Source organism: Stenotrophomonas sp. 89682_Sma (assembly GCF_056481405.1).
Genome location: NZ_CM151147.1, coordinates 1,795,266 through 1,809,847, shown reverse-complemented (window position 1 = coordinate 1,809,847; position 14,582 = coordinate 1,795,266). Strand labels below are relative to the sequence as shown.

Below are 14,582 nucleotides of genomic sequence, written 5' to 3'. Positions count from 1 at the left end.
ACCATGGCCTTCCCTCCACCCGGGATTGCCCGATGAATCGCTTCAGCCAGCTCGTCGCCACCGCATTGATCGGCCTGTCCAGCACCGCCAGCGCCGCCCCTGCCCCGCACTGGGTGGCCAGCTGGCAGGCCAGCCCGCAACCGGCCTGGGGAGCGGACTTCCTGTTCCCGTCATTGATACCGGCGTCGCTGCACGACCAGACCTTCCGCCAGACCGCGCGTATCAGCCTGGGCGGCCCGCGCCTACGGGTGCGGCTGAGCAATGCCTATGGCACCCAGCCGCTGCGGATCGGCGGTGCCAGCGTCGCCCCGCAGGCCGGTGCGACGCCGCAACAGCTCCGCTTCGATGGCCGGCCCGAGGTGCTGATCGGCCCCGGCCAGGAACGGCTGAGCGACCCGCTGTTGCTGGCTGTACAGGATGGCCAGGCGCTGCAGGTCAGCGTCTTCGTGCCAGCGCCGACGCCGCTGCAGACCTTCCATTGGGACGGCCGCCAGACCAGCTGGATCGCCCCCGGCGACCAGAGCCTTGCACGCGAGCTGGACCGGGCCAGCGCCACCACGGCCCGCCTGTTCCTGACCGGCATCGAGGTCGAGGCCCCTGCCAGCGCACGCAGCGTGGTGGTGATCGGCGATTCGATCACCGATGGCGCCACCGCCAGCCTCGACCGGAACCAGCGCTGGACCGACCACCTGGCCACCCGCTTGGCTCCGCAGGGGGTGGCGGTAGTCAATGCCGGCATCTCCGGTGGCCGCCTCCTGCGCGACGGCATGGGGGAATCCGCACTGGCCCGCTTCCACCGCGATGCGCTGGATCAGCCTGGCGTATCCAGCGTGGTCGTGCTGATTGGCATCAATGACATCAGCTGGCCCGGTACCGCCTTCGCGCGCACGCAGGCGCGGCCCACGCTTGCCAAACTGCAGGCGGGCTACCGCGCCCTGGCCGGACAGGCGCATCGCCGTGGCGTTCGGATCGTGGGCGCGACCCTGCCGCCGTTCGCCGGCGCCCTGCCCGGTACGCCGCTGGACGACTATTACCAGCCGGACAAGGACGCCCTGCGCAGCCAGCTCAACGCCTGGCTGCGCGCAGACGGCCCGTTCGACGCGGTGATCGACCTGGACGCGGCGCTGCGCGACCCGGCCGATCCGTCGCGGATGGCCGCTGCCTATGACTCCGGCGACCACCTGCACCCGGGTGATGCGGGGAACCGGGCGATGGCCGAGGCGGTGGATCTGGGGGTTCTGATGGGTCCATCCACGCATGGCGTGGATCTACCCTAAGCAACGAAAAACCCCGGGCAGGCCCGGGGTTTCGTCGCATATGGCTGGCCGGATCGGCTTACTTGCGCCTCTTGCGCACGTACAGCACCAGCGAGTGCTCTTCCAGCTCGTAGCCGTGGTCGGCTGCGATCTTGCGCTGCAGCTCCTCGATCTCGTGGCTTTCGAACTCGATGATCTTGCCGCTGTCCACATCGACCATATGGTCGTGGTGGCCGCCACGGTCCAGCTCGTAGACGGCCTGGCCGCCTTCGAAATTGTGCTTGAGCACGAGGCCGGCGGCCTCGAACTGGGTCAGAACCCGGTATACCGTGGCCAGGCCGATCTCGTCGCCATGCTCCAGCAGCTGGCGGTAGATGTCTTCGGCGGTCATGTGGTGCTGGGCATTGCGCTGCTCGAGCAGCGCCAGGATCCGCATCCGCGGATGGGTCACCTTCAGGCCGACTTTACGCAGGTCGTGGGTTTCCATAGGTCTCCGTTCATTGGCGATTTAGCGCCAGCTGCCTCGGATTGGGTCGCGGTGGCACGCCGGGAGTGTATCATCGGTTTGATTTCCCCAACCGCCAGTCCCGATGCGCAATCTCCTGTTGGTCGCCGCCGTCGCCCTGTCCACCACCGGGTGCGGCATCATCTACAAGCAACCCATCTATCAGGGCAACCTGATCCGGGAAGATGCCGTGGCCAAGCTGCAGGTCGGGCAGAGCAAGCAGCAGGTCACCGCGCTGCTGGGCACCCCGTCCATTCCCGATCCGTTCCATGCGCAGCGCTGGGACTACACCTCCAGCCAGCGCGTGAACCGCCTGGGCCGTACTGAAGTGAAGAACTTCGTGGTGTTCTTCGAGAATGACACCGTGACCCGTTGGGAAGGCGACTACTTCCCGGGCAACGACAAGGCCCTGGCCCAGCAGACCGTGCGCCAGTTCGGCCGCAATCTGCCGAAGGACAAGAAGAAGAAGGGTCGCTGAGGCCCCTTGCCCGTCCCCACGGACGGGTTACGGGCATCAACCGCCGAGCGCGCGTCGCCGGCGGTTGTCCTTGGGGTCGGCCAGCAACGGGCGTAGCAGCTCGATGCGGTCACCCTCCAGCAACACCTGCTGCGGGCGCGCCAGTACACCATGCACGGCCACGGCCGGGCATCGGTCACTGCCTTCCAGCGCGGCGGCGGCAATGGCATCGGCCACGGTCGAGCCCTCGTCCAGCTGCAGCCGGCGCGACAGCACCTGCTGTGGCCAGGCCAGCACCACCTCGACCTCGATCATCGCTCAGGCCTCGTCGGCGACGCGGACGAAATCATTGACCATCCGATCGGCCAGACCCTGGAAGCCGATCGCCAGGGCCGGCCCCAGCAGGCGCGAGCTGGGCTCGAATTCCAGGGTCAGGGTGACCTTGCAGGCGTCCTCGGCCAGCGCATGGAATTCCCAGCGGCCGTGCAACTGCTTGAACGGGCCATCGCGCAGCTGCATGTCGATGCTGTGCGGGCGCTGCAGGGTGTTTTCGGTCTGGAACCAGGTGCTGAACGAACCCAGGCCCAGGTCCAGGCGCGCCACCAGGCGGTCCTCGCCCTGCTCCAGGATCTGGGCAGCCGAGCACCAGCGGAAGCGGCGCGGATAGGCCTGGACATCGTTGACCAGGTCGAACATGCGCGCGGACGAATGCTCGACCAGGGCGCTGCGGCGGATAGTAGGCATGAATACAGGACGTTTCGGCAATCGACCGGGCGGGCCCGAATCGGAGACAATACGGAAATGAGCAAGAACAGCGGCAAGGATAAAGCAAAGAGCGCGACGGCCAACAAGACCATCGCGTTGAACAAGCGTGCCCGCCACGAGTACCACATCGAAGAACGCTTCGAGGCCGGCCTGGCGCTGCAGGGCTGGGAGGTGAAGTCGATCCGCGCTGGCCGCGGCAACATCATCGATGCCTACGCCTACGTGAAGCACGGCGAGATCTTCCTGATCGGCGCCCAGATCACCCCGTTGATCCAGGCCTCCACCCACGTGGTGGCCAACGACCGGCGCGAGCGCAAGCTGCTGCTGCACCGGAGCGAGATCGACAAGCTGGTCGGCAAGGTCGAGCGCGATGGCTACACGATCGTGCCCACCGCGATGTACTGGAGCAAGAACAAGATCAAGCTCGAAGTCGCGCTGGCCAAGGGCAAGCAGACCCACGACAAGCGCGATGCCGCCAAGGACCGCGACTGGGCGATCGAGAAGCAGCGCGTGATGCGTCGCGGCAACCGCGACGCGTAAGGCTGCACTACCGGGCCATGCCCGGCGGCCTTGGCCTTCTGCAAAGCCGAGCCATGCTCGGCTGCCCTGGCTTTCTGTAGAGCCGAGCCATGCTCGGCTGCCCTGGCCCTCTGTAGAGCCGAGCCATGCTCGGCTGCCTTGGCTTTCTGTAGAGCCGAGCCATGCTCGGCTGCCCTGGCCCTCTGTAGAGCCGAGCCATGCTCGGCTGCCCTGGCTTTCTGTAGAGCCGAGCCATGCTCGGCTGCCCTGGCTTTCTGTAGAGCCGAGCCATGCTCGGCTTCGGTAAGAAAAGCAGTCGAGCATGGCTCGACGCTACAAAAGGCGGATCACCCCGCCAGCACGCCCTGCCCGCGCATGCGCGGCGCCAGCGCCGCGTGCATCACCGCCAGGTGCATCACCACCGCCAGTTCCGGCGCGTAGCGGTCATCGCCTTCCCGCCACTGCTGGGCCAGCTGCGCGGCATCATCGGGCAGCAATGACAGCAGCTGGGCATCATCCAGCGCATCGGCCGCGCCCTGCAGCTGGCGCGCCATCTGCCGCGACTGCCACACGTGCACGCCAATACTGAGACTGGCCAGCGACATCAGGACCACGGCCAGCCCGTGCTCGAACCACTGCGACAGCACTTCCGGCCCCCACAACAAGGCCGCCAGTACCGCCAGGCCCGGCAAGCGCCAACCCAGCCAATGGATGCGACCGCGCTGCGACCAGTGCACCACCACCGCGCTGGCGATCAGCGCGGCCGCAGCCGTGGCCGGCAGCTCGGTCAGCCAGGTGGCCGCCAGCAGCACCGCCAGCACCGCCCAGACCCAGCCCGGCGGCAACGCGCGCCGCTGGTAATCGGCACCGACCGGCCCGATCAGCTGTCGCAGGCTGCGTTGTTGGCTTGCATCGGTCACCCACCGTCTCCGTGTCTGTCCTGGCTTGGATGGTCGTCGCCAGTGTGTCGCAAATTCGTGCCAATGACGTTACCAATCCGCTATGACGGCGGCTCTACAACTTGTTGTGGATTGCAAAGGTGACTGTTCAGCTGTTTTGCCGTAGCATTGCAGCCGTTGGGCAGGCCCTGCCCGTGGCGACACGGAATCGGCCCTGTACCTTGCAGCACTGTAGAAACCGGGGGTGCATTGGTTTCGACGGGGGTTGTGAAGTCGCCTGGCGCATGCCGAGGGGGTAGCTTTCCTCGTAAATCCAGCTGCAAAACTCTAGTTGCCAACGACGACAACTACGCTCTGGCCGCTTAAGGCCTAAGCCTCGAAACCGCTTGTGTCCATGCTCGCGGTGTAGAGTCACTATCATGGAATCGCGCTGGGTGGCTGCCTGTCAGTCCGGCACTAGAACACAACAGGCTGGTTCCCGGATGCGCTTTGCACGCCGTGCTGTTCGGGGACGAGATCTAACGGCGAGCTAAGCATGTAGTGCTGGGGATGGAGTGCCTTCGGACGGCGGTTCAATTCCGCCCACCTCCACCATCTGTATGGCCTGTCGAGGCCGCAAGAAGCCGGATCTCCCGTCAATGGAGTTCCGGCTTTTTTGTGCCTGCTCGTCGTGCAGGAAGCGTGGGGCATAATCGGGATGACGCTTTCGCTCCATCGCTGCATTGCCCCGGCCTGCTACCGCCAGAAGGATCTGCAATGAAGACCGCCACAACCACGCTCGTCCTGTTCCTCACTACCCTCGCCGCGGCCCCAGCCACGCACGCCGCCGCACCGGCCATCGCGCCCCCCGGCACCGCCACGCTGGAAGCCATGCTGGCCTGCAAGGCCGGCTCGAACTTCAGCGAGGCCGACGCCATCGATGCACTGCAGGCCGCCGGCCTGGCCAGGAAACCAGGTGGCTCTTTCGAGCCGGAGGACAAGCCAGTCGCCCTGTTCGGCGGTACCGTCACCAGTGCCGATGTGAACGTGGCCGAGGGCGAGAAGAGCCTCTTCGTCTACTTGAACGGCGTTGATTCCAAGCGTCTGGCCAAGGCATGGTCAGTAACCACGGTCAACGAGCACGCCAACTCGGAAGAGCCTTCATACGTGAAGGCCATCGACAAGCGACACACCCTGCACGTGATCGCAGGCGACGACTACGAAGGCTATTCCGCTGCCGTGAAGTGCCAGATCACCCGGTAACGGGTTGATCCCCGCTACAGCCAACGCCGCACACGTTGGCGGAACAACGGATACACCTCGGGGAAGCGGGCCAGCAACGCCCGCTCTTCCGGCATGATCTGCAGCCAGGTGATGTACAGCACGAACAACGGTACAGCCAGCAACGCGATCGCGTTCTGCAGGTACAACATCGCACCGGCCAGGATCGTTGCCTGGCCCAGATACATCGGATTGCGCGTGTAGCGGTACACGCCGTGCATGACCAGCGCGCTCGATGCTGAAGGGCGCAGCGGATTGACCGTGGTGCGCGCCCGCTGGAACGCGAGCTTCGGCAGCAGGTTCAGCGCCACACCAATCGCCATCACCCCGCCTGCCATCAGCGCCGGCATCGGCAGGGGCAACGCCGCCTCCGGCCACAGTCGGCTCCCCAGCCAGCCGATCCCCGCGCATAGCAGCATCACCAGCGGCGGCGGGATCCGGGTCTCAAGCCACGTCATCGCAGTCCCTGCATCGCTCCATTCACCCCAGTGTCACACGAACCTGTCTGAATCGCTTGCACGGCAGCGGCTCAGGGGCCCAAACCGACCGCCCGGTATCTTCCGCTTTGACAGGCCGACCGCTAGAGTGGCGCGACCGCGCAGGAGGATCGTATGGCTACCACGGGCTTGGGCTTCATTGGCCGCACGACCCTCATCATCACCGTGCTGCTCACCCTGGGCGGCTGCGCGACATTGCGCCAGTTCGGCCCCTCGGTGCAGGTGGCTTCGGTCACGCCCGGCCAGTACATCGCGCTCAAGCGCGGCGACATCCTCACCACCGGCAAGCTCAGCTCGGCGACGATGGAAACGCTGCGCGTGGCCGGCCTGGATGAAGGCGTCTGCGCCAAGCCGGGCCTGCCCTGCATCGAAGCGATGGAAGGCAGCATCGTGGTGCGCGAGGAGGACAAGCGTTCGAGCCTGGCCGAGTTGTGGCTGCAGTATGCGATGACCCTGCCCGCGCCGAAGCGTGAGTACTCCACCTCCGGCCGTGCCAAGAGCGCGATCACCGAGCTGGATGCCGATTTCCAACCGCGCCTGGACGCGTGGATGCAGGTCGCGCGCCAGGCCTACGCCTACCTGTTCTTCACCGAGCGAACCGCCAACCAACGCGGCTTCGAAGACCGCCAGACCCAGGTGCGCGACTACTACAACCTGGCCGTGCAGGAGGCCTCGGTACAGCTGTACAACGCCTACGCCACCGGCCGCGTGCACAGCCAAGCCAGCCACTTCCAGCTGGGCCGATGGACCTTCGTGCTGGCCCCGTCCGGCGAACCCTCGCCGCTGGATACGCGCACCCCCACCGAGCTGGTGCCGGCGGCCTCGCTGTCGTTCACTGGCACGCTGCGCAGCGTGCATCGCCGCGATGGCTTCGGTGCCGAGCTGGTGGCGGTGATGGACGATCCTGCGGCCGCCACGACCACCATGCCGCCGGCAGCGACGCCTGCCACGCAGGCCCGCGCTTCGGCCACGCAGAGCTGGAGCGAGATGCCGTCGCCGTCGATGACGGTGCTGCTGCGCTTCTCGGGAAAGAACCTGTGGGAAGTGCTGCACGACGACGAGCCGGAACTGGAGATCCACGATCCCTACCAGGTCACGGAAGTCACCCTTCATGGCCAGCAGGTGCCGCTGGCCGCGAACTTCACCGCTGGCTACGCGCTGTGGCTGGCGCGTTCCAACTTCAGCCACCAGTCGCTGCGCTCGTTGTTCGGCAGCAGGGGCGGCATCGACACGCCGCATCTGTACATGATGCAGCCTTACGATCCCAACCGCCGCGTGCTGCTGATGATCCATGGCCTGGCCAGCAGCCCGGAAGCCTGGGTCAACGTTGCCAACGAGCTGCTGCGTGACGACGAGATCCGCCAGGATTTCCAGATCTGGCAGTTCTATTACCCGACCAACATGCCCATCGCGATGAGCCACGATGCAATGCGCCATACGCTGGCCGAAGTGCTCAAGCATTTCGATCCCAGTGGCAAGGCGCAGGCGTCGCACGACATGGTGCTGGTCGGGCACAGCATGGGCGGCGTGATCGCGCGGCTGATGATCTCCTCTTCCGGCGATCATCTGGTGGACACGCTGCTGGCAACCGCTCAGATGACACCTGCGCAGCGGGAACTCCTGCGCACCAAGGGCGCACCTGTGCTGACCTTCCTGCCGGAACCGGAAGTGTCGCGCGTGGTGTTCATCGCCACGCCGCACCGCGGCACCGACGTGGCCGGCACCCGCCTGGGCCGCTGGATCGGACGCCTGGTGCGATTGCCGCTGACCGTGCTGGAAGACGTGGCCACCATTGCCAACGATGGTCAGATCGACCGCAATGACGGCAAGCACGGCTACCAGATGAACAGCATCCAGAACCTGGACAAGGATGATCCCTTCGTCCGCGCGGTGGCCGACCTACCGATGTCGCCGAAGGTGCACTACCACTCGATCATCGCACGCGCCAAGGCCGATGGTCCGCTGGAAAAGACCGACGACGGGCTGGTGCCCTACTGGAGCTCGCACCTGTCGCACGCGGACTCGGAGAAGGTGATCGTGTCCGGTCACAGCGTGCAGGAAGCCACGCCGGCCATCGTCGAGCTGCGGCGGATCCTGCATGAAGACATGCAGCAGCATTCGGCCACGGTGAAGTAGCTGCGCGTGGCTGAGGGAAATCCCTCATCGCGCGTGCGCACCCGTCCTCCTATGCTGGCCCCACATTCCCCGCAGGAGGTCCGCATGAACACGCAAGAGCCCAGCCGCCAGCCCAGTCCCGACCCGGCCGAGCGAGACGCCTTCTTCCCGTCGCCCTACTCGCTGTCGCAGTTCACCGCGCCCAAGAGCGACCTGTCCGGTGCCGACTATCCGGACGCACGCCGCGACGGTCGCTGGAAGGTGCTGATGATCGCCGCCGACGAGCGCTACCTGCCCACCGCCAATGGCCACCTGTTCTCCACCGGCAACCATCCGGTGGAGACCCTGCTGCCGATGTACCACCTCGACAAGGCCGGCTTCGGCATCGATGTCGCCACGCTATCGGGCAACGCCGCCAAATTCGAGTGGTGGGCGTTCCCGCGCGAGGACAAGGAAATCGGCGGACTGTACGAACGTTACGAGTCGCGCTTCCGCCAGCCGCTGCCGCTGGACGAGGTAGTCGCCGGTCTTGATGCGGATTCAGACTATGCTGCGGTGTTCATCCCCGGCGGCCATGGCGCCCTGATCGGACTGCCGCAGAGCCGCGCTGTGAAGGCCGTCCTGCACTGGGCGATGGCCCAGAAACGCCACATCATCACCCTGTGCCACGGTCCGGCCGCACTGCTCGCTGCAGGCGTGGACGAGGCCGATGGTGGTTCGCTGTTCCGTGGCTACCGCATCTGCGCCTTCCCCGATGCGATGGACCGGCAGACGCCAGAGATCGGCTACATGCCCGGGCAGCTGCCGTGGTTCTTCGGCGAGCGCCTGGCGCAGCAGGGGGTGCAGATCGTCAACGACGGCATCGACGGCAGCGTGCTGCAGGACCGACTGCTGCTGACCGGTGACAGCCCGCTGGCCGGCAATGCGCTGGGCAAACTGGCTGCACGCACCCTGCTCGACGCCCTGGCCGGGCGCTGAACCGGATGGCCGCGCTGGTGCAGGCGTTGCTGGAACTGGAACGCGCCCGTTCGCTGAGCGCGGTGGGCGCCGTACTACGCAGCATCTCTGCACCGCTCGGCTACGACCGCGTGCTGGTGTTCGCCACTGGCACGGGGTTGGAGCGCGGTACCCAGCGCGTGTACTGGATCGAGGGCGACTGGTTCGGCGACGGCAGCAGTACCGACCTTGCGCGCTATCTGCACGCCTGTCCGGTCAACCGCCACGTACTGGACAGTGACGCGCCGTTCTTCTGGAGCAAGCGCCAGGGCGTTCGTGGCGAACGCTACCAAGTGGTGAAGCAACCTCGCGGCGAAGGCCTGCATGGTCTGCAGGTGCCGGTGTTCGGCACCACCGGCCTGGAAGGCGCGGTCAGCGTTGCCGGTACGTCGATCGACGCGTCGGCCAGCGCGCGCCTGCAGCTGGAGGCTGCTGCAACCGCAGCATTCCGAGCCGCACGCCATCTGGCCGAATCGCCTGCCGAGCTTTCGGGAAGCGCACTGAGCAACCGCGAGCGCGAAGTGCTGCGCTGGGTCGCCGCTGGCCGTCGCCAAGCTGAGATCGCGGCCACGCTTGGGCTTTCCACGCGCACGGTGGAGAACCACCTGCGCCACGCACGGCAACGGCTGGGTGTGGCGACCACCGCGCAGGCAGTGCGTGCTGCCAGCCGTCGCGGCGAGATCGAAGACTGATCACGGCGAGACACTTCCGGCGGCCTGGTTCGCGTGTTACACACGCCATGCGCATGTGCGCGATTGCAGAAAGCAAGGATGATGCTTATGAAACTGCAACTGGCCGCGATGGCCGCATTGATGTTGGCAGTGGGTAGTGTGGTACCGGCAACCGGCCACGCGGCCGGGTCCCCCGGATCGACGACCGATTGCGTGCCCGTAAGACTTGGGCCCAACCTCGTGCATCAGCGCTGCACCGTCACCCGCACTCTGGCAGACGGCACCGTTTTCACGTCGGTGTACTGGATAGACGAGAACGGTCAGTGGTACCTCCCGGCAGACTGATCTGCATCGGACACCGACTACGACAAGGAGTGTGATCAATGACGCTGCACAATCGAATGACCGCTTTTTCTTTCGCTGCAGTAGTTGCACTTGCTGTCCTGGTGCCCTCGCCGCCGGCGAATGCAGCCGAAGAGGTCGGCCTGCAGGAGGAGTGCGTGCCCTTCCGCATCAGCGGCAACGTGTTCCACCAGCGTTGCACGCTGTACGTGGTCCATGACGACGGCACCCGCGTGGCCAGCGACCACTACAACCGCGACGAGAACGGGATGATCTACGACCCCTGATCGGGCAAGGGGCATCTGCCGGGCGGCGCTTTCACCGCCCGCCCGGCACCTGCCATCCGCCCATCCCGGCATACCGCTGCCCTCGCCTTCCATGGCATGCTCCATGAAACCGTTTTCATGGAATGGAGAGATTCCAAGATGTTGTCGCGTTTCCATCGCCCTGCGCTGTGCGCATTGTTGGCGCTTGCTCTGCCTGCCGTTGTCTGGGCCGCTGCGCCGGCGCCACTGAAGGTAATGTCGTTCAATGTCCGCACCCCGGCTGATACCGAACCGGGCAAACGCTGGCCGGACCGTCGCGATGCCATGGTCAAGGTCATCCTTGATGCACACCCGGCCGTGATCGGCACCCAGGAACTGGTGAAGGAGCAGGCCGACTACCTGTCCGGGCACCTGCCCGGTTACCGCTGGTTCGGCGAAGGCCGCCGCGGCGGAAGCGGTGACGAACACATGGGCGTGTTCTACGACAGCAAGGTGCTGGCCGTCGAGGAATCCGGCAACTTCTGGTTGTCCGATACGCCGGAGGTGCCCGGCAGCATCACCTGGGGCAACCTGTACCCGCGCATGGTCACCTGGGCCCTGTTCCGGCGCCTGGACGATGGCCGTCGTTTCTACTTCATGGATACCCACCTGCCCTACCGCGACGAGGACGAGCCGCGCCGGGTGAAGGGTGCCGAACTGATCGGCAAGCATCTGGCAACCCTGCCGGCCGACCTGCCGGTGGTCCTGACCGGTGACTTCAACAGCGAGCCCGGTGGTGACACCTACAAGGCATTCACCCGCCTGCTGCAGGACACCCGTACCCAGGTGAAGGCTCCGCAGGGACCACGCCTGACCTTCCACGATTTCACCGGCAAGGCCACCGTGCAGCTGGACTGGGTGCTGGTGCGCGGCTTCCATGCACGCAGCTTCGTCACCGATGACCGTCGCATCGACGGTGTATTGCCGTCGGATCATTTCCCGCTGGTGGTCGAGCTGGACTGGCCGAAACGCTGAACCTGCGCGGCCGCCGCAGCTACGGCGGCGGCTGTCGCGACATCAGCCGGTACAGCGCCTGATGCTGGTTGCGTGCCTGGCAGATGCGGGCGCCGACGGCCAGAAACACGGAGATGCCGATCAGGCCCAGCCCCAGCATCTGGTCCGGCAGGCGCACGAAGCCGATCGCAGCCGCCATCGTAGCCAATACCATCAGCACTACGACCGCCACCGACAGCCCCGCGCCGGGCGGTCCCGGATCACCGAACAGCATGCGCTGGGTATCGCGCTTGTCATCGCTCATCGCCTGCCCTCCTGGAATCTGCCCCACTAGTTACACCGCGGGCCCCGGTTCCGGCAGAGTCAGAAACGTCATGACTGTGACAACGTCCACAGCACGCGACGCGCTACCCTGCCTCCATTCCCAATCTGCGGAGGACGTCATGGCGCACCAGAGCCGTCTGGCCGGATTCATCATCGACTGCCAGGACACGCCCGCTGACGAAGGCGCACGCTTCTGGGCGGCTGCACTCGGTCTGCAGACGCAGCCATCGTATGGCGAAGATGGCGCCGAGTACGCCGAACTGCAGAATGCGCCGGGAGGGCTGCAGGTGGAGGTGCAGCGGGTCGCTCACCCCTCGCGGGTGCACTTGGACATCGAGAGCGACGATATCGATGCCGAGGCAGATCGACTGGAAAAACTCGGCGCGCGCCGGATCGGCTTCGTCAAACGCTGGTGGGTGATGGAAGCGCCCACCGGCCATCGCTTCTGCATCGTACGCATGCGCGAACGCGCAGTACCGGCCAATCTCTGGCCCTGAAGCAGAAAGGGACGGAAGCCGCGGCTTCCGTCCCCTCATGCCTACTGCAGCTGCGCCACGCTGGGTTGCTGCGGCGATTGCCCCCAGCCGCCCAGCGCCTTGTACACACCAACCACGCTGACGTTGACTTCCGCCTCGGCCGCCGCCAATGCATCATCCGCCGCCAACTGCGTGCGCTGCGCATCCAGCAGGGTAAGGAAGTCTTCCGAGCCTTCGCGATAGCGGATCTGAGCCAGCGATTCGGCACGTCGTGCCGCCTGCGCCTGCTCGACCACGATCGCCAGCCGCGCCTGCTGCTTGGAATAGCGGGTCAGCGCGTTTTCGGTGTCTTCCAGTGCCAACAGCACGGTCTGCTCATACTGCGCAGCCACACCCTCGGCTTCAGCCTTGCTGGCACGCAGGCGTGCACGCACGGTGCCGAAGTCGAATGCTGCCCAGCTCAGCGACGGCGTCAGTGACCAGGCCTTGTTGTTGCCATTGACCAGGCCACTGGCGTCGCCGCCGAGGAAGCCGACGAAACCGGACAACGACAGCCGCGGGAACAGGTCCGCAGTGGCCACGCCCACCCGCGCGGTGGCGGCGGCCAGGCGACGCTCGGCCACGCGCACGTCGGCGCGTTGGCGCAGCAGCTCGCGGGTATCGCCCAGCGGCAGCGCCTTGGCAAATGCCGGCACGTCATGCGGCGCAAGCATGGCGGTCAGCGTTTCCGGACGCTGGCCCAGCAGAACCGCCAGGCGATTGCGCGACTGCGTTTCGGCCACTTCCAGCAGCGGGATATCGGCCTCGATCGCCTTCAGCCGGGCACGGCTGCTCTGCACGTCCAGCTCGCTGCCCGCGCCCAGCTCCCAGCGCGCCTCGGTCAGCTTCTGCGTATCGCGCAGGTTGACCAGGGTGTGCTGGGCCACCGCGATGCGCTTCTGCGTACCGCGCAGCTCGAAGTAGTTGCGTGCCACTTCGGCGGCGACCAGTACCTGCGCATCAGCCAGGTTGGCCTGCTCGGCGTCGAGGTCGGCGCGCGCGGCTTCTGCAGCACGGCGCTTGCGGCCGAACAGATCCAGCTCCCAGCCGGCGTCGAAGCCGAGCTGGTAGCTTTCACTGAACACCCGCTGCCCACCCAGCTGCGGATCGGGTTGCTTGCGGCGGTCGTAGCTGCCGCCTGCGGTGATGTGCGGGGCCTGGTCGAAACGGCTTTCGACGAACACCGCACGGGCCTGGCTGACGCGGGCCACCGCCACGCGCAGGTCCAGGTTGTCCGACAGCGCGCCGTGCACCAGTTCTTCCAGCACCGGATCATCGAACTGCGCCCACCAGCTGGCCACCGGCGAGGTGGTGCTGAACACCGGCTGCTGCGCTCCCTGCAGCACCACCGGCTCCTGCACGGGCGCCTTGTAGTTCGGGCCGACGCTGACACAGCCTGCCAGCACCAGGCTGGAGACGGCCATCGCCAACGTGCGGATCACCATGGCAGCACCTCGCCCAGGTAGGTGAAGCTGCCGCTGGCGCCGGATTCACCGATCAGCGCCATTTCCACGCTGGAACGTGCGCCTTCGCTGATTTCGATTTCGCCGTTGCCGCCGTTCATGTCGGTCTTCACGTAACCGGGGTGCACGGTGTTGACCTTGATCGGGGTGTTGCGCAGTTCGTAGGCCAGGCTCAGGGTCCAGCTGTTCACCGCTGCCTTGGAGGCGTTGTAGGCCGGCACCTTGAAATCGTAGATGCCCGACGCCGGGTCGGCGTGCAGGGTCTGCGAGCCGAGCATGCTCGACACGTTGACGATGCGCCCGGACTTGGCCTGCTTGACCAGCGGCAGGAAGGCCTGGGTCACCGCCACCAGCGCATACACGTTGGTGTCGAAGGTGCGCTTCCAGGTGTCCAGCGACTGCTCCGACGGCGCCTGCGCCGGGTTCTCGATCATGATGCCGGCGTTGTTGACCAGGATGTCGAGGCGGCCATGACGCTGGCGTACCTGCTCGACCGCTTCGGCGATGCTGGCCGCGTCGGTCACGTCCAGTTGCAGGGCTTCGACCGGCAGGCCTTCAGCCTGCAGCTTCAGCGCCAGCTCAACGGCGGTCTCACGCTTGCGACCGGCCAGCAGCGTGTGCACGCCAGCCTGGGCCAGCTGGCGCACGGTTTCCAGGCCGATGCCACGGGTGGCGCCGGTGACCAGCGCGATCTTGTTCTGATGGGTATTCATGGATGCATGCCTTGTGAGGAGGAAGC

19 protein-coding genes and 1 other RNA gene are annotated in these 14,582 nt (G+C 66.1%); 12 read left to right on the top strand and 8 right to left on the bottom strand.

Annotated features, from left to right (window positions below):
- Positions 1 to 32: 32 nt before the first annotated feature.
- Positions 33 to 1,277: an SGNH/GDSL hydrolase family protein gene (locus tag ACZK29_RS08515; RefSeq protein ID WP_478446901.1), complete on the top strand. Its 1,245-nt coding sequence runs from the start codon at positions 33 to 35 to the stop codon at positions 1,275 to 1,277.
- A gap of 58 nt (positions 1,278 to 1,335) precedes the next feature.
- On the opposite strand, the gene fur is transcribed toward ACZK29_RS08515, so the two are convergent.
- Positions 1,336 to 1,743: a ferric iron uptake transcriptional regulator gene (fur, locus tag ACZK29_RS08510; protein ID WP_111203728.1), complete on the bottom strand. Its 408-nt coding sequence runs from the start codon at positions 1,741 to 1,743 to the stop codon at positions 1,336 to 1,338.
- 103 nt (positions 1,744 to 1,846) lie between these two features.
- On the opposite strand from fur, the gene ACZK29_RS08505 reads away from it, so the two are divergent.
- A complete protein-coding gene (locus ACZK29_RS08505; RefSeq protein WP_005409234.1) occupies positions 1,847 to 2,239 on the top strand; it encodes an outer membrane protein assembly factor BamE in 393 nt (130 codons plus the stop codon).
- Positions 2,240 to 2,275: 36 nt separating this feature from the next.
- Here the strand turns inward: ACZK29_RS08505 and ACZK29_RS08500 are convergent, their stop codons facing one another.
- Positions 2,276 to 2,533 (bottom strand): RnfH family protein, encoded by a 258-nt coding sequence (locus ACZK29_RS08500; protein ID WP_111203726.1) that lies wholly within the window; start codon positions 2,531 to 2,533, stop codon positions 2,276 to 2,278.
- Positions 2,534 to 2,536: 3 nt separating this feature from the next.
- Positions 2,537 to 2,962 carry a type II toxin-antitoxin system RatA family toxin gene (locus ACZK29_RS08495; protein WP_005409232.1) on the bottom strand — a complete coding sequence of 142 codons (426 nt, stop codon included), beginning with the start codon at positions 2,960 to 2,962 and terminating at the stop codon, positions 2,537 to 2,539.
- A gap of 57 nt (positions 2,963 to 3,019) precedes the next feature.
- On the opposite strand from ACZK29_RS08495, the gene smpB reads away from it, so the two are divergent.
- Positions 3,020 to 3,523, top strand: a complete 504-nt coding sequence (smpB, locus tag ACZK29_RS08490) for an SsrA-binding protein SmpB (RefSeq protein ID WP_005409231.1) — start codon at positions 3,020 to 3,022, stop codon at positions 3,521 to 3,523.
- A 326-nt stretch (positions 3,524 to 3,849) separates the two neighbouring features.
- Here the strand turns inward: smpB and ACZK29_RS08485 are convergent, their stop codons facing one another.
- Positions 3,850 to 4,422 (bottom strand): hypothetical protein, encoded by a 573-nt coding sequence (locus tag ACZK29_RS08485; RefSeq protein ID WP_111112055.1) that lies wholly within the window; start codon positions 4,420 to 4,422, stop codon positions 3,850 to 3,852.
- A 219-nt stretch (positions 4,423 to 4,641) separates the two neighbouring features.
- On the opposite strand from ACZK29_RS08485, the gene ssrA reads away from it, so the two are divergent.
- Both ssrA and ACZK29_RS08475 read left to right on the top strand, forming a co-directional pair.
- Positions 4,642 to 4,995: a transfer-messenger RNA gene (gene ssrA / locus ACZK29_RS08480) on the top strand.
- A 162-nt stretch (positions 4,996 to 5,157) separates the two neighbouring features.
- The gene (locus tag ACZK29_RS08475) at positions 5,158 to 5,643 is read left to right on the top strand and encodes a hypothetical protein (RefSeq protein WP_164147085.1); all 486 of its coding nucleotides are present in this window, start codon (positions 5,158 to 5,160) and stop codon (positions 5,641 to 5,643) included.
- A gap of 14 nt (positions 5,644 to 5,657) precedes the next feature.
- Here the strand turns inward: ACZK29_RS08475 and ACZK29_RS08470 are convergent, their stop codons facing one another.
- Complete coding sequence (locus ACZK29_RS08470; protein ID WP_049429124.1) at positions 5,658 to 6,119, bottom strand: methyltransferase family protein; 462 nt, start codon at positions 6,117 to 6,119, stop codon at positions 5,658 to 5,660.
- Positions 6,120 to 6,272: 153 nt separating this feature from the next.
- Between ACZK29_RS08470 and ACZK29_RS08465 the strand changes: the two genes are divergently transcribed.
- The 6 genes from ACZK29_RS08465 (at position 6,273) to ACZK29_RS08440 (ending at position 11,562) form a co-directional block, all read left to right on the top strand.
- Positions 6,273 to 8,294 (top strand): esterase/lipase family protein, encoded by a 2,022-nt coding sequence (locus tag ACZK29_RS08465; protein ID WP_111203722.1) that lies wholly within the window; start codon positions 6,273 to 6,275, stop codon positions 8,292 to 8,294.
- Positions 8,295 to 8,378: 84 nt separating this feature from the next.
- A complete protein-coding gene (gene hchA / locus ACZK29_RS08460; RefSeq protein WP_111203721.1) occupies positions 8,379 to 9,251 on the top strand; it encodes a glyoxalase III HchA in 873 nt (290 codons plus the stop codon).
- Positions 9,252 to 9,256: 5 nt separating this feature from the next.
- Positions 9,257 to 9,961, top strand: coding sequence for a PA1136 family autoinducer-binding transcriptional regulator (locus ACZK29_RS08455; RefSeq protein ID WP_111203720.1), 705 nt, complete (start codon positions 9,257 to 9,259; stop codon positions 9,959 to 9,961).
- 87 nt (positions 9,962 to 10,048) lie between these two features.
- Positions 10,049 to 10,285 (top strand): hypothetical protein, encoded by a 237-nt coding sequence (locus ACZK29_RS08450; protein WP_111203719.1) that lies wholly within the window; start codon positions 10,049 to 10,051, stop codon positions 10,283 to 10,285.
- Between the two features lie 56 nt (positions 10,286 to 10,341).
- Entirely contained in the window at positions 10,342 to 10,569 is a 228-nt protein-coding gene (locus ACZK29_RS08445; protein WP_239504014.1) for a hypothetical protein, read from the top strand.
- Positions 10,570 to 10,707: 138 nt separating this feature from the next.
- A complete protein-coding gene (locus tag ACZK29_RS08440) occupies positions 10,708 to 11,562 on the top strand; it encodes an endonuclease/exonuclease/phosphatase family protein (protein WP_111203717.1) in 855 nt (284 codons plus the stop codon).
- A gap of 19 nt (positions 11,563 to 11,581) precedes the next feature.
- Here ACZK29_RS08440 and ACZK29_RS08435 read toward each other — a convergent pair whose 3' ends face one another.
- Positions 11,582 to 11,845, bottom strand: coding sequence for a hypothetical protein (locus ACZK29_RS08435; RefSeq protein WP_049429133.1), 264 nt, complete (start codon positions 11,843 to 11,845; stop codon positions 11,582 to 11,584).
- Positions 11,846 to 11,984: 139 nt separating this feature from the next.
- Here ACZK29_RS08435 and ACZK29_RS08430 point away from each other — a divergent pair, with 139 nt between their 5' ends.
- A complete protein-coding gene (locus ACZK29_RS08430; RefSeq protein ID WP_111203716.1) occupies positions 11,985 to 12,362 on the top strand; it encodes a VOC family protein in 378 nt (125 codons plus the stop codon).
- 41 nt (positions 12,363 to 12,403) lie between these two features.
- On the opposite strand, the gene ACZK29_RS08425 is transcribed toward ACZK29_RS08430, so the two are convergent.
- Positions 12,404 to 13,825, bottom strand: coding sequence for an efflux transporter outer membrane subunit (locus ACZK29_RS08425; RefSeq protein ID WP_164147082.1), 1,422 nt, complete (start codon positions 13,823 to 13,825; stop codon positions 12,404 to 12,406).
- Entirely contained in the window at positions 13,819 to 14,556 is a 738-nt protein-coding gene (locus tag ACZK29_RS08420) for an SDR family oxidoreductase (protein WP_111203714.1), read from the bottom strand. Before ACZK29_RS08420 ends, ACZK29_RS08425 begins: the two co-directional genes overlap by 7 nt.
- Positions 14,557 to 14,582: the final 26 nt, after the last annotated feature.

Coding starts and splice junctions, on each gene's coding strand:
- ACZK29_RS08430 (WP_111203716.1), top strand. CDS start 11,985: ATGGCGCACCAGAGCCGTCTGGCCGGATTCATCATCGACTGCCAGGAC.
- ACZK29_RS08500 (WP_111203726.1), bottom strand. CDS start 2,533: ATGATCGAGGTCGAGGTGGTGCTGGCCTGGCCACAGCAGGTGCTGTCG.
- ACZK29_RS08470 (WP_049429124.1), bottom strand. CDS start 6,119: ATGACGTGGCTTGAGACCCGGATCCCGCCGCCGCTGGTGATGCTGCTA.
- ACZK29_RS08450 (WP_111203719.1), top strand. CDS start 10,049: ATGAAACTGCAACTGGCCGCGATGGCCGCATTGATGTTGGCAGTGGGT.
- ACZK29_RS08505 (WP_005409234.1), top strand. CDS start 1,847: ATGCGCAATCTCCTGTTGGTCGCCGCCGTCGCCCTGTCCACCACCGGG.
- ACZK29_RS08425 (WP_164147082.1), bottom strand. CDS start 13,825: ATGGTGATCCGCACGTTGGCGATGGCCGTCTCCAGCCTGGTGCTGGCA.
- ACZK29_RS08440 (WP_111203717.1), top strand. CDS start 10,708: ATGTTGTCGCGTTTCCATCGCCCTGCGCTGTGCGCATTGTTGGCGCTT.
- ACZK29_RS08435 (WP_049429133.1), bottom strand. CDS start 11,845: ATGAGCGATGACAAGCGCGATACCCAGCGCATGCTGTTCGGTGATCCG.
- fur (WP_111203728.1), bottom strand. CDS start 1,743: ATGGAAACCCACGACCTGCGTAAAGTCGGCCTGAAGGTGACCCATCCG.
- ACZK29_RS08445 (WP_239504014.1), top strand. CDS start 10,342: ATGACCGCTTTTTCTTTCGCTGCAGTAGTTGCACTTGCTGTCCTGGTG.
- ACZK29_RS08475 (WP_164147085.1), top strand. CDS start 5,158: ATGAAGACCGCCACAACCACGCTCGTCCTGTTCCTCACTACCCTCGCC.
- ACZK29_RS08515 (WP_478446901.1), top strand. CDS start 33: ATGAATCGCTTCAGCCAGCTCGTCGCCACCGCATTGATCGGCCTGTCC.
- smpB (WP_005409231.1), top strand. CDS start 3,020: ATGAGCAAGAACAGCGGCAAGGATAAAGCAAAGAGCGCGACGGCCAAC.
- ACZK29_RS08420 (WP_111203714.1), bottom strand. CDS start 14,556: ATGAATACCCATCAGAACAAGATCGCGCTGGTCACCGGCGCCACCCGT.
- ACZK29_RS08465 (WP_111203722.1), top strand. CDS start 6,273: ATGGCTACCACGGGCTTGGGCTTCATTGGCCGCACGACCCTCATCATC.
- hchA (WP_111203721.1), top strand. CDS start 8,379: ATGAACACGCAAGAGCCCAGCCGCCAGCCCAGTCCCGACCCGGCCGAG.
- ACZK29_RS08495 (WP_005409232.1), bottom strand. CDS start 2,962: ATGCCTACTATCCGCCGCAGCGCCCTGGTCGAGCATTCGTCCGCGCGC.
- ACZK29_RS08455 (WP_111203720.1), top strand. CDS start 9,257: ATGGCCGCGCTGGTGCAGGCGTTGCTGGAACTGGAACGCGCCCGTTCG.